Origin of the sequence: Amycolatopsis rhizosphaerae, assembly GCF_007713715.1 — a bacterium.
Taxonomy (GTDB): domain Bacteria; phylum Actinomycetota; class Actinomycetes; order Mycobacteriales; family Pseudonocardiaceae; genus Amycolatopsis_E; species Amycolatopsis_E rhizosphaerae.
In genome coordinates this window covers 1-12,116 of sequence record NZ_VJWX01000205.1, presented here as the reverse complement: position 1 = coordinate 12,116, position 12,116 = coordinate 1, and the positions used below count along the sequence as shown (strand labels likewise).

At 68.4% G+C, this 12,116-nt stretch carries 14 protein-coding genes; 11 read left to right on the top strand and 3 right to left on the bottom strand.

What is annotated here, in order from left to right:
• The 9 genes from FNH05_RS20250 to FNH05_RS20210 all read left to right on the top strand — a co-directional run.
• On the top strand, positions 1-389 hold a 389-nt coding region (locus FNH05_RS20250), incomplete at its 5' end, for a hypothetical protein (protein ID WP_246127850.1).
• A 19-nt stretch (positions 390-408) separates the two neighbouring features.
• A complete protein-coding gene (locus FNH05_RS20245) occupies positions 409-1,695 on the top strand; it encodes an aromatic ring-hydroxylating oxygenase subunit alpha (RefSeq protein WP_144590278.1) in 1,287 nt (428 codons plus the stop codon).
• Entirely contained in the window at positions 1,679-2,200 is a 522-nt protein-coding gene (locus FNH05_RS20240) for an aromatic-ring-hydroxylating dioxygenase subunit beta (protein WP_144590277.1), read from the top strand. Before FNH05_RS20245 ends, FNH05_RS20240 begins: the two co-directional genes overlap by 17 nt.
• A complete protein-coding gene (locus FNH05_RS20235) occupies positions 2,197-2,943 on the top strand; it encodes an SDR family NAD(P)-dependent oxidoreductase (RefSeq protein ID WP_144590276.1) in 747 nt (248 codons plus the stop codon). Before FNH05_RS20240 ends, FNH05_RS20235 begins: the two co-directional genes overlap by 4 nt.
• A gap of 18 nt (positions 2,944-2,961) precedes the next feature.
• Entirely contained in the window at positions 2,962-3,918 is a 957-nt protein-coding gene (locus FNH05_RS20230; protein WP_144590275.1) for a PDR/VanB family oxidoreductase, read from the top strand.
• A gap of 67 nt (positions 3,919-3,985) precedes the next feature.
• Entirely contained in the window at positions 3,986-5,089 is a 1,104-nt protein-coding gene (locus FNH05_RS20225; protein ID WP_144590274.1) for a mandelate racemase/muconate lactonizing enzyme family protein, read from the top strand.
• Positions 5,090-5,113: 24 nt separating this feature from the next.
• Positions 5,114-5,971 carry a catechol 1,2-dioxygenase gene (catA, locus tag FNH05_RS20220; protein WP_144590273.1) on the top strand — a complete coding sequence of 286 codons (858 nt, stop codon included), beginning with the start codon at positions 5,114-5,116 and terminating at the stop codon, positions 5,969-5,971.
• Between the two features lie 28 nt (positions 5,972-5,999).
• Positions 6,000-6,287, top strand: a complete 288-nt coding sequence (gene catC / locus FNH05_RS20215) for a muconolactone Delta-isomerase (RefSeq protein WP_144590272.1) — start codon at positions 6,000-6,002, stop codon at positions 6,285-6,287.
• 202 nt (positions 6,288-6,489) lie between these two features.
• On the top strand, positions 6,490-7,248 hold the full coding sequence (locus tag FNH05_RS20210; protein WP_144590271.1) for a crotonobetainyl-CoA--carnitine CoA-transferase: 759 nt from the start codon (positions 6,490-6,492) through the stop codon (positions 7,246-7,248).
• Here FNH05_RS20210 and add read toward each other — a convergent pair.
• Positions 7,240-8,289, bottom strand: coding sequence for an adenosine deaminase (add, locus tag FNH05_RS20205; protein ID WP_144590270.1), 1,050 nt, complete (start codon positions 8,287-8,289; stop codon positions 7,240-7,242). The genes FNH05_RS20210 and add overlap by 9 nt on opposite strands.
• Before the next feature lie 396 nt (positions 8,290-8,685).
• On the opposite strand from add, the gene FNH05_RS20200 reads away from it, so the two are divergent.
• Both FNH05_RS20200 and FNH05_RS20195 read left to right on the top strand, forming a co-directional pair.
• A complete protein-coding gene (locus FNH05_RS20200) occupies positions 8,686-9,162 on the top strand; it encodes an enediyne antibiotic chromoprotein (protein ID WP_144590269.1) in 477 nt (158 codons plus the stop codon).
• Between the two features lie 170 nt (positions 9,163-9,332).
• Positions 9,333-9,872 carry a carboxymuconolactone decarboxylase family protein gene (locus FNH05_RS20195; RefSeq protein ID WP_144590268.1) on the top strand — a complete coding sequence of 180 codons (540 nt, stop codon included), beginning with the start codon at positions 9,333-9,335 and terminating at the stop codon, positions 9,870-9,872.
• 39 nt (positions 9,873-9,911) lie between these two features.
• Here FNH05_RS20195 and FNH05_RS20190 read toward each other — a convergent pair whose 3' ends face one another.
• Together FNH05_RS20190 and FNH05_RS20185 are read right to left on the bottom strand one after the other, a co-directional pair.
• On the bottom strand, positions 9,912-10,712 hold the full coding sequence (locus FNH05_RS20190; RefSeq protein WP_246127849.1) for a DinB family protein: 801 nt from the start codon (positions 10,710-10,712) through the stop codon (positions 9,912-9,914).
• A 134-nt stretch (positions 10,713-10,846) separates the two neighbouring features.
• Positions 10,847-11,788, bottom strand: coding sequence for a hypothetical protein (locus FNH05_RS20185; protein ID WP_246127848.1), 942 nt, complete (start codon positions 11,786-11,788; stop codon positions 10,847-10,849).
• Positions 11,789-12,116: the final 328 nt, after the last annotated feature.

Genomic DNA, 12,116 nt, shown 5'->3' with positions numbered 1-12,116 from the left:
GACCGAGATTGAGCGCACAGCCCCTGCGCGTGCTGTTCTGCATCGGCATCAACCAGAACTTCTTCGACCTGCCTGCCGACGGCATCACTCCCGGCCACGTGTGGCAGGCGTTCGTGTCCATGATGGACGGTATCAAGGCGCTGCCGGGTGTGGACTTCATCGGCGACATCGACGACGACTCGCATCTGGTCGGGCCCTCCGACGGCTGGCCGTGGACCGCCTACATCCTCGCCGACGTGGACACCCAGGAGACCGTCAAGGATGCGTGCAACCTGTTCCGCACCACCCCGGTCGGCGACGGCGGCGCGAAGTTGTGGCGCTTCGCCAAGGTCGAAGCCCGCATCGGCCGCGCGCTGACCGTGCGTGAAGACGTCGAGCTGCCCGACTGATCCCGGACGGAGAACACCGATGACCGAGAACATCTTCGCCGACGCGCCCGCGGACCTCGTGCTCACCGGCCGCGTGGCCGGCCGCGTCTACACCGACCCCGAGATCTTCGAACAGGAGATGACGAAGATCTTCGAGCGCACCTGGGTCTGGGTGGCGCACGAGAGCGAGCTCCCCAAGCCGGGCACGTTCAAGTCCACCCAGGTGGGCCGCCAGCCCGTCGTCGTCTCGCGTGACCGCAAGGGCAACCTGCACACGCTGCTCAACCGCTGCCGTCACCGCGGTGCCAGCGTGTGCGAGAAGCCGCAGGGCCAGGCCAACGGGTTCACCTGCCCGTACCACGCGTGGTCCTACGGCCTGGACGGCACGCTCCGCGGCATCCCCTACCCGGAGGGGTATGAGGGCGTGCTGGACAAGAAGGACCTGTCGTTGCGCAGGCTGCGCACGGAGTCCTACGGGGGCATGGTCTTCGCGACGTTCGACGACCACATCGAGCCGCTGACGGATTTCCTCGGCGATGCCAAGCTGTGGCTGGACCGCTTCATGAAGCAAGGCGGCGGTTACCCGATCAAGGTGCTGGGCAGGCACCAGTTCCGGTTCCGCGGCAACTGGAAGATCCAGCTGGAGAACACCACCGACGGCTACCACTTCCCGATCGTGCACCGGTCGTGGATGGCCTCGGTGGACGCCGAAACCGCGGACATGATGTCGTTCATGACCGACCCGGCCGCCATCACGCACGCGCTGGGCAACGGCCACAGCGTCATGCAGATGGTGCCCGCGCACTCCGACCTCGACGCCGACGACGGCGCCGAGCCGCTGCAGGGCCGGTTCGGCCACGTCGTGGCCGAACTGTCCAAGACACTCGACGAGGCCCAGGTGCGCAAGCTGGTCCGAGCCATGCACGGCACCGGCTTCAACCTGAACCTGTTCCCGAACGTGTCGATGTCCTCGGCGTTCTTCCGCGTGCTGCGGCCCATTTCGGTGGACGAGACGCTGATCGAGCACATCGCGATCGGCCCGGACGGCCCGCCCGCGCTCGACGTCGTCAACCGGGAGCGGCTGCGCATCCACGAACACTTCCAGGGCCCGTTCGGGTTCGGCACGCCGGACGACGCCGAGGGCTGGGACCGGGTGCAGCGCGGTGCCCAGGCGGCACCGGAGATGCCGATCCTGGTCAACCGCGGGCTCGCCCGCGAACAGGCCGACGAGCACGGCTGGCCGACCTCCCACGTGACCGACGAGACCGGCATGCGCGCCGCGTACGACCAGTGGAAGCAGATGATGAGCAATGACCAGCACCGCTGACACCACTTCCGACATCTCGGTCGCCGACCCCCGCGTGGTGCGCGCGATCGAGCTGGTCTGGCGCGAGGCCGAGCTGCTCGACCGCAAGGACTACGTCGCGTGGAAGGAGCTCTACCCGGCCGACGGATTCTACGTCGTCCCGATCGACCCCGAAACCGAGGACTTCGCCGGAACGCTCAACATGATCTACGACGACGCCCGGATGCGGGACATGCGTGTGACCCGGATGGTCGAGGGCTACGCCATCGCCGCCGTCGACGCGGCCCGGACCGTCCGCACGGTGTCGCGGTTCGTGCCGGAGTCGGTGACCGACGAGGAGGTCGTGCTCCGCTCGGCGCAGATCCTGATCGCGTTCAAACGCGGACGGCACGACATCTGGGCGGCCGACCTGCGGCACCGGATCCGGTTGTCGGCCGAAGGCCCGAAGTCCGACCGGATCGCGGAGAAGGTCGTGCGGCTGGTCGACAGTCAGGAAGCCGTACCCGCCGCGGGGTTCCTGCTGTGACCGGGGCGCAGACCGCGGTGGTCACCGGCGGCGGGCGCGGGCTCGGCGAGGCCATCGTGCGCCGCCTGCACGGCGACGGCTACCGCGTCGCGATCGCCGACGTCGACGGCTCCGCGGCCGCCGAACTCGCCGAGGAACTCGACGGGTCGCTCGCGACCGCCAGGGGCTACACGGTCGACGTCGCCGACCGCGCGGCGCTGGCGGGGCTGCTCTCCGCGGTGCTGACCGATTTCGGCTCGGTGCACGTGCTGGTCAACAACGCCGCACGCACCCAGGCGCAGAAGCTGCTGGAGATCACCGCCGACGAGCTCGAAGCCGTCATGAAGGTCAACTTCGGGGGCACCTTCCTCGCCTGCCAGCTCTTCGGCGCGCACTTCGCCGAACAGGGCTACGGCCGGATCGTGAACCTGGCTTCGCTGGCGGGCCAGAACGGTGGCACCGCGACCGGTGGACACTACGCGTCCTCCAAGGGCGCGATCCTGTCCGCCACCAAGGTGTTCGCCCGCGAGCTCGCGCCCCACGGGGTCACCGTGAACGCGGTCTCGCCCGGACCGCAGGACAGCCCGATGGTGCGTGCGATCGTCGGCGAGGAGAACCTCGAAGGCTTCCTGAAGAACATCCCCGTCGGCAGGCTCGGCGATCCGGCGTTCGTCGCGCGCATGGTCGCCCTGCTCGCCTCGCCGGACGCCGCCTCGGTCACCGGAGCCTGCTGGGACGCCAACGGCGGCCTGTACCTGCGCTGAACACCGGAGGGAGGGACGATGACGAACACGCTGGTGCGCGTCGCGGAGGTCACCGAGGAGGCCATCGGGATCCGCGGCCTGCGCCTGGTCCGCGAGGACGGCGCTCCGTGGGGACCGTACGAAGCCGGCGCGCACATCGATGTGGTCGGCCCGACCGGCTTGCTACGACAGTATTCGCTGTGCTCGCCACCTGACGATCCTTCTTCGCTGCTCATCGCGGTGAAGAAGGAACCCGGTTCGCGCGGTGGCTCCGAGGCGCTGCACACCGTCAAGGTGGGCGACACCCTGGAAATCGGCGAGCCGCGGAACCTGCTGCGGATCGCCGACGGCACCGTCCGCCATGTCCTCGTGGCGGGCGGCGTCGGTGTGACCCCGTTGCTGAGCCTGGCCTACGAGCTGCATCGGCGCGGAGACGACTTCGAACTGCACTACTTCGCGCGGAATCGCGAGCAGGCCGCGTTCGCCGGCCTGCTCGAACGCGAGGCGGGCTTCCCTGACCGGGTGCGGCTGCATTTCGGTGTGCCGCGCGCCGAGCAGCCCATGCTGCTCAAGGAGGTGGCCGCCGCCCTGCCGCCGGAAGCGCATGTGTACACCTGCGGTCCCGAAGGGTTCATGGACCAGGTCGGTGCCGTGTTCTCGCCGGTCGTCGGGGACGGGCACGTGCACGTCGAGCACTTCGTCGCCGCGGAGATCGACACCAGCGGCGACCAGCCGTTCACGGTCGAGCTGGACACCGGCGAGGTGTTCGAGGTACCGGCGGGCAAGTCCATCCTCGCCGTGCTGAACGACAACGGCATCGAGGTGTTCAAGTCCTGCGAGGAGGGAATCTGCGGTTCGTGCGTTTCCGGCGTGCTGGAGGGGGTGCCGGAGCACCGCGACAGCTGCCTGTCGGCCGCGGACAAGGCGGCCGGGGACCAGATGGCCCTGTGCGTCTCCCGTGCCAGGTCGGCCCGGCTGAAGATCGAACTGTACTGACGGGAAGGGCGGGAGCGGGGCCGGCGTGGCCCGGTCTCCGATGCCGACGACAAGGTGAGGTCATCGCATGAAGATCACCCGGGTGGAGGCGATCCCGTTCGCCATCCCGTACCGCAAGCCCCTGCGGTTCGCCTCCGGTGAGGTGCACACGGCCGAGCACGTGCTCGTCCGGGTGAGTACCGACGACGGAGTCGTCGGGGTCGCGGAGGCGCCGCCCCGCCCCTTCACCTACGGCGAGACGCAGGCCGGGATCGTCGCGGTCGTGGACACGATCTTCGCGCCACAGATCGTGGGCCTGAGCCTGCTGGAGCGGGAAACCGCCCACGCGCGTCTGGCCCGCACGGTCGGCAACCCGGCCGCCAAGTCGGCGATCGACATGGCCGTGTGGGACGCGCTGGGACGAACGCTGGGCGTCCCGGTGACCCAGCTCCTCGGCGGCTACACCGACCGCATGCGCGTGTCGCACATGCTCGGTTTCGACGAACCGGCCGCGATGGTGGCCGAGGCGGAGCGGATGCGCGACACCTATGGCATCACCACGTTCAAGGTGAAGGTCGGTCGTCGTCCGGTGTCGCTGGACACCGCGGTGGTGCGCGCCCTGCGCGACGGCCTCGGGGACGCCGTCGACCTGTACGTGGACGGCAACCGCGGCTGGACCGCCGCCGAGTCCGCCCGCGCGATGCGCGAGATGGCCGATCTCGGCCTCCTGTTCGCCGAGGAGCTGTGCCCCGCCGACGACGTGCTGGCGCGGCGCTGGCTGGTGTCCCGGCTCGACGTGCCGTTCATCGCCGACGAGTCGGCCGTCACGCCCGCCGACGTCACCCGGGAGGTCCTCGGCGGCTCCGCCACGGCGATCAGCATCAAGACCGCCCGCACCGGCTTCACCCGCTCCCAGCGCACCCAGCACCTCGCTGAGGGACTCGGTCTGGAAGTCGTGATGGGCAACCAGATCGACGGCCAGCTCGGTTCACTGTGCACTGTCGCGTTCGGAGCATCCGCACAACTCACCTCACGCAGGCCCGGAGAACTGTCGAACTTCCTCGACATGAGCGACGACCTGCTCGCCGAACCGCTGTGCATCACCGACGGTGAGCTCACCATCCGCCCCGGCGCCGGGCTCGGTGCCGAGATCGACCCCGACAAGCTCGAGCGGTACCGCCGGGACCGTTGAACACCCACGAATCAAGGAGGATTCATGACTGTCCAGCACGACACGCCCACCGCGGCCGCCTCGGGAGCCGGAGCCACCGAACGCTTCAAGAGCGACAAGTCCGGTGGCGGTGCCGGAACTCCGCCCGAGCGGGTCGATCTGCTCGCCCGCGAGGTGCTCTCGGCGGTGCACGACACCATCCGCCGCCACAGGGTCACCTACGCGGAGTACAACGCGCTCAAGGCGTGGCTGATCGACGTCGGCGAGACCGGTGAGTGGCCGCTGTTCCTCGACGTCTGGGTCGAGCACGTCGTCGAGGACGTCGCCACCGAACACCGGCAGGGCAACAAGGGCACCATCGAAGGCCCCTACTACGTGCCGGACGCGCCCGAGCGCGGCTCGCACGGCACCCTGCCGACACGCCCGGACGAAAAGGGGGCCCCGCTCACCTGGACCGGGCAGGTGCGCTCGACCGACGGGACTCCGCTGCCCGGTGCCAAGATCGAGCTCTGGCACGCCGACGACGACGGCTACTACTCGCAGTTCGCGCCCGGCATCCCGGAGTGGAACCTGCGCGGCACCTTCACCGCCGACGGCAACGGCGAGTTCGGCATCGGCACTGTCCGCCCGGCGCCGTACCAGATCCCGACCGACGGGGCGTGCGGGCGGCTGATCGCCGCCGCCGGGTGGCACTCATGGCGCCCCGCGCACCTGCACGTCAAGGTGTCCGCCCCCGGTCACGAGCAGCTCACCGCGCAGCTGTACTTCCCGGGCGACGCCCACAACGACGACGACATCGCCTCTGCCGTCAAGCCCGAGCTGATGCTGGACCCGGAACCCGCCGCCGACGGCCGCGGCGAGACGGTGGTCTACGACTTCGTCCTCGACCCTGTCCGGCTCTGAACCGGCCCGTCCCTTCAGGAGGGCTGCCATGCTGTTCCACGTCAGGATGGACGTACATCTGCCGCCGGATCTCGACCCGGCGACCCGAGACGACCTCATCGCGCGCGAGAAGGCCTACAGCCAGCAGTTGCAGCGCAACGGCAAATGGCCGCAGCTGTGGCGGATCGCGGGCGAGTACGCCAACTTCTCGATCCTGGACACGGCGGACAACGAGGAGCTGCACCGGCTCCTGTCCGGTCTGCCGTTGTTCCCGTACCTGGACATCACCGTCACCCCACTGGCGACGCACCCGTCCAAGATCGCGGAGGACGACTGATCGCAACGGCTGATCGGTGCTCTCGTCGATCACCGGCGGTCCAAGTAACTCGCTGACCTGGGCGAAAGCCCAGGTCGGCGGGCTTTCTGTGCCCGCTTGCGGATCTCGGTGTCTGTCGCGCACGCCGGTTGTCATTAACTAGAAAATCTGATACCTATTTTGACGGGTGTCCCACCGGTTGTGCGTACGATGGGGAGCGGCGATGGGTCAGGGGGGTTTGCAGGGACGGCTGATGGACGCGGCCGACGCCTACGTCGCACGCTTGTTCCCCGACCGGGCGCGGCGGGGGGAGTCACTGAGCCGACGTGGAAGGGCGAGGATGCGCTGGAACCCGGACTACTGTCGTGGGGTCGCGTGCTCGTTCGACCGCGCCCCTCATTTGGCCTACGACTCCCGGCTCAGCCGGTTGTACCACCGGTTCAAGTGCGAGACGCGCCGGCAGTACGACGTGATCCGGGATGCCGGAATCACCGTCGAACCGTGGGTTCGGCCGGGGCAGCCGTATCGGGACTCGGGCGCCCTGCGGGCCGCGGTGCTCTCGACGGGCATTCTGTACGTTTACCTCACTGATTCGGGGCATGGTGCCGGAAGGACCGGATACCACCCCATGCTGGCAACAACCGGGATCAGCGTCCGCGGGGTCGAGTTCCGGTACAACGACGTGTTCCGTGCGGTGCACGACGTTTTCGGTCACGTGATGTTCGGCAACGACTTTTCGGCGCGTGGCGAGTTCCGGGCGGCCTTCTGCCACATGGGCATGTACACGCCGGAAATCCACCCGGTGTTGTTCACCGAACAGGTCGCTCAGATCAGCTGGTACTACTTCGGGCCGCACCTGAAGCGGGGCGAACCGCGGAGATATCCGGATCAGAAGGTGTTCCGGTTTCCCCCGTCGTTCCTCGACGAGTTCAGGGGAATGTTCGTCATGAGCGAAACCGGGTCATCCGGGCAATCACTCTGACCGGGACGGCATCGTGACGCGGCGGGCGTCGGGCACCGTGCCGAGGACGGCGTCCAACTCGGCGTGCAGGGCATGCCGGGTCGCCGGTGGGCAGAAGGCCGCATCGATTCCGGCGCGGGCGAGCGCGGCGAGGCCGGTGGCGGTCAGGCCGAGATGCGTGGCGCAAAGCAGGTATTCCCGGTTCAAGGTGGTGCCGAACATGCCGGGGTCGTCGGTGCCGAGGGTGACCGGGACACCCGCGGCGAGCAGTCTCGGGAGCGGGTGTTCCGCCCAGGAACGGACGGCGTTGGTGCGCAGGTTGGACGTCGGGCACACTTCCAGCGGGACGCCGCGCTCGGCGAGGCGAGCGAGCAGGCGGGGGTCGTCCGCGCTGGCGATGCCGTGGCCGATGCGGTCGGCACCGAGTTCGGTGAGCGCCGACAAGACCTCGTCGGAGCCGGTGGTCTCGCCGGCGTGCGGGACACTTCGCAGACCAGCGGTGCGGGCTGCGGCGAAGGCGTCCCGGAACGAGGCGCGAGGAATGCCGGCCTCGGGGCCGCCGAGTCCGAAGGCGACCGTGCCGGTTGGCTGGTGTCGAAGAACCCAGTCGATTGTGGACATCGCACCGGCCGGGCCTTCGTCACCCGAGACGTCGAAGACCCAGGCGATCTCGACGCCGAGCCTGCGGGCGGCGAGCCGGCCGGATTCCAGCGCCTCGGCCAGTTCGGCGGGGTCGATGCCGGCCTTCAGATGGGAGAGGGGAGTGACGGTGACCTCGGCGTAGCGGACGTTGTTCGCCACCAGGGAATCGGCCAGCCCGGTGACGAGGCGTTCGACGCTCTCTCCGGTGGTGACCAGGCGGTTCACCGCCGTGTAGACGTCGATGAAATGCGCGAAGTCGGTGAACTCGTAGAACGCGGCGAGCTCGTCGCGATCCGTGGGCACGCCACGGTCCCGGTGCAGGAGAGCGAGGTCGGCGACCGTGGCGAGATCGGCCGAGCCGAGCAGGTGTACGTGCAACTCGACCTTCGGCAGCGCGGCGACGAAGGCGTCAAGCTTCACGGTGCGCCACCCGTCGGGAGGCGGCCGGTCCGGCGACGACGACCGGCGCCGCCGATGCTGGCCGGCGCGGGGACCGTGTCCGAGGCAGTCGCATGGCCATCTCTCCGTGCTGGGGTACAAAATCCACAAGCGATACTAGCGGGCCCGCGTACCTGAAGGTTGGGCCGAAGGGGTTCACTCGAGCCTCGGCAACGCCGGTCCTGGATGACCTTGGGTGTCCGATGTGGACCCAGATCGCTGGAGTAACCATGGCCTGGCGCGCCCTCACCCGATCGTGGAGCGGCGGGACCCCGGAACGTGGTGCGGCAAGCGTTGTCCGTGAAGTTGCCAAACTGCTCTCAATGGAGTAGTCACGTTAGGCACAACTTAATAAAAAAGCAGATACCTACCTTCGAGTTGGAGGAAGTCGTGAAGACGCAACTCAGGTCCACGCGGGTGAAAACCGTGCTCGCCGCTGCGGCGGCCCTCGGCCTGACGATCGGGGTCACGCCGACGGCGATCGCCCAGCCAAAAAACGTCGCGCCGCACGTCGTCGTGATGCCCTCCGAAGACCTGCCCGAGGTCGCCGACGTGACCGTCGCCATCTCCGGCTTCGAACCCCACGCGGCGGTGTTCGTGCAGCAGTGCGCACAGGTGGCGCCGGGCGTCTCCGGTTGCGACTTCCACCGAACCGAGTCGGTGGACCTCGACGACGCGGGTGCGGCCTTGACTCGACTGAGCGTGCGTCGCATGTTCGAGGCGTACAACGAGAACGGCGACCTGGTCGGCGCGGTCGACTGCGCGCAGATCAAACTCGAACCCGGCTGCTTCATCGCCGTCGGCAATGTCCAGGGAGGGGCGGAGGCGCCGCTCTTCTTCAAGGGCGACGAGTAGAAGACGCCTCGGACGGACCGCTGGGTGTCCAAGGCTACCGCGGCGGCCGGGGGTGCTCAGCGGCCGTCCGGGCCGTTGGTCCACATCGATTCAAAGAGCTATATCGAAAAACGAGGTCGGCGGCTAGGATGGGGTTTCACCCGAACGAACAACGCAACCTGGGAGGTTCGGTGCCGCACATCACGGTAAATCCCGCTCTGCCCGGCATCGTGGGGCTCTTCGACTACCGGCCGGAGACAGCCAGGCCGTTGTCCGAGCTGGCTGAGATCCTGCTCCGCGGGCCGAGCACCCTGACAAGGGGTGAGCGGGAGTTGATCGCCGCGGTGGTGTCCCGCGGCAACGATTGTGTCTTCTGCGCGTCCGCACACGAGGCTTTCGCGGCCGCGCAGATCGAGGGCGGTATGTCCACGGTGGAGCAGGCCACTCGCGATTATGAGAAGGCGCCGATTTCCGGCAAACTCAAGGCGTTGCTGAAGATCGCGCTACTGACCCGGGACGATGGCCGGAAGGTCGACGCGGTCAGCGTAGCGGCGGCGAAGGCCGCCGGCGCAAGTGAGACCGAGATTCACGACACCGTACTGATCGCGGCCGCGTTCTGCATGTTCAACCGCTATGTCGATGGTCTGGCGACCCAGATGCCCGCCTCTCCCGCGTCGTTTGCCGAACGGGCGAAGCGGGTCGTCGAGCACGGGTACGTCGAGGTGGAGTGAGCAGACAACCCGCCGGTGACCAGGTTCTCGACGTGGACGTCAAGGGAATCGAACCGCCCGTAGGAAGGCGGAAACCTGCCAGGGTTTACGGCCCCACGCGGCAACCTGGCCGGTGAGCGCCGCGCGGGTTCTGCCGAGCCGCCTGAACAGGACCTGCATCAGTGCGGCGGGCCGGAACATCAGCGTGACATCGTATGTTCCCTCCGGGGGGTCGACGGCGACCCGGTTGTCCTGTATGGCCAGGACGACAGGTGTGGTGTACCGGGACCGGAAGCGGATCGCGATCCTCGAGCGGGCCATCGATTCGTGAACCAGAAGGCGCCCGGTGTCGCCGCGCAGCAAGGTGACCAGGAACATCTCGAACGCCATGGCGGCGTCGCGCTGTGGTGTGCCCCATCGTGCGCCGACTGCCCGGGCGATGTCGCGTCCATGGAGATGCAGTTCATTCAAGAGATGGGCGTACCAACTCGCCACCGGCAACTGGGCGTTGCCGAGCCAGCCCACGGGACGCAGTGGGTCGAGATCGTGGCTCATCGCCAGCAGTTGCCCTATCGTTCCGCGGAGTTGATCGCCCAGTCCGACCGGATCGCGCTCGGTCAGGTGTGCCAGCGCGAACTCGTTGACCACGGCGACCTCGTCGAGCGCGGCGTCGCGGATCCGGCCCTCGATACCCGGGATCGGATGGGGTCGCACCGAGACGGGCAGCATTGTGGTGTAGAGCGAGGAAACGGCGGACACGTGCGCTGCCGTCTCGGCGACCGACCACGCCCCGACCGCCGGCCGCTCGGGCTCGCCGACCGAGGACACCAGGTTCGCGAAGCGGTCACCGGTCAGGCGCAACGACTCCCGCACGGCCAGCCACTGCTGGGGCGTTATGGTGGTTGTCACGGGACAAAAAGGTACAAGGAATTGAACCGAAGTGGCAAGGGGTGCCGCAACCTTCTGCCCGTACCAAGTGCGGGCCGGGCGGCGGGTCAAACCCAGGGGGCCAGCGGATACCAGGGAATGATGCCGCGCATCGCGAGTAGCCGGACGTCCCAGTACAGGACCATGAACACGCCGGCCGTCACCAGCCCCGCGCCGGTGAGCGTGGCGAGGCGGCTCGGCCGCGCGGTGAGCCAGTGACCCACCCGGTCGCCGGCCAGAATGCCGGTCAGTAGGAGCAGCACGGCCATCACGACGACGTTGCCGAGCGACTGCAGCACGAACACTGCCGCGCCGTAGAGCGGATCACGTGATTCGGCGACACCCCGGAAGAGCGCGCGGAACAGGGGGAACGGTCGGCCGACGAGGAACGCACCGACCAGGGCCCCGAGGAACACCAGACGCGCGTAGGGGCGCCGGTCGAACAAGTCGCGCACGATTCCGACCGCCGCAAGCCCGAGATACACCATCACCAGCCCGATCGCGCCGAACACCATGGCCGACTGCGCGAGACGGCCGCCCAGCGTGCCCGGCGCCGGTGAAGCCTCGTCGAACTGCGGCATGCCGGTGCCGACAAGTCCGACGATCACGCCGTAGGCGCCTGACGTCGCGGCCATGCCAAGGCCGAGCCACGGCAACTGCCGCAGCACCGCGCCCAGTCGATGGCGGCGGCCCGCTCCGCCGGCGAGTGGTGCCATCGCGCTGAAGACCGCGATGTTGCAGGCGGTGAAGGTGCCGGCAAGCCCGGTCACGAAGGCGAACGCGACACCGGCCGTGATCCCGGCGATCGGCGTCTCCTTCGCGTCATGGTCGAGAAGTCCGTTCGCGACCGACTCGCCGATCACGTGGTCGGCGAACGGCGCCGACCAGACCGCGGTCAGCAGGAAGCCGCCCAAGGCCGCGAACAGCGCGATCCGCCACGGACGTCGGGGGAACGCCCGTTCGGCAGTGGCCTCCTGCGCGGCGGTGCCCGATGTGGTCGGCTGGTTCATGGATAGCGCTCCTGCGGGAAGGTCTGTTGTGGATGTTGGTGACCACGGGAGGTGCTGTCCTGGCGGCCGCGTCGGCGCCGATCCGCCCGCCGTGTGCTGTGCTGTCGCAGCTCGCTCGGCCGGGTGCGCCGGTCTTGATGGATCACGTGCGAACCCGGCCACGAGGGGAATCGGCGAGTTGGCTCCCCGCTGTTCCTTCCCCCGGCGTTCCCTTGGCTTGATACTACTGAAAAAGAGATCGAAGACAATGGGGGTGTGGCTTGACGGCGGGTTGATCGGGTTTCCGGCGGGTGGCGCGGTGGTCGGTGAACCGGGGATGGGGTGGAGA

Coding starts and splice junctions, on each gene's coding strand:
- FNH05_RS20245 (WP_144590278.1), top strand. CDS start 409: ATGACCGAGAACATCTTCGCCGACGCGCCCGCGGACCTCGTGCTCACC.
- FNH05_RS20240 (WP_144590277.1), top strand. CDS start 1,679: ATGACCAGCACCGCTGACACCACTTCCGACATCTCGGTCGCCGACCCC.
- FNH05_RS20225 (WP_144590274.1), top strand. CDS start 3,986: ATGAAGATCACCCGGGTGGAGGCGATCCCGTTCGCCATCCCGTACCGC.
- catC (WP_144590272.1), top strand. CDS start 6,000: ATGCTGTTCCACGTCAGGATGGACGTACATCTGCCGCCGGATCTCGAC.
- FNH05_RS20210 (WP_144590271.1), top strand. CDS start 6,490: ATGGGTCAGGGGGGTTTGCAGGGACGGCTGATGGACGCGGCCGACGCC.
- FNH05_RS20185 (WP_246127848.1), bottom strand. CDS start 11,788: ATGAACCAGCCGACCACATCGGGCACCGCCGCGCAGGAGGCCACTGCC.
- FNH05_RS20230 (WP_144590275.1), top strand. CDS start 2,962: ATGACGAACACGCTGGTGCGCGTCGCGGAGGTCACCGAGGAGGCCATC.
- catA (WP_144590273.1), top strand. CDS start 5,114: ATGACTGTCCAGCACGACACGCCCACCGCGGCCGCCTCGGGAGCCGGA.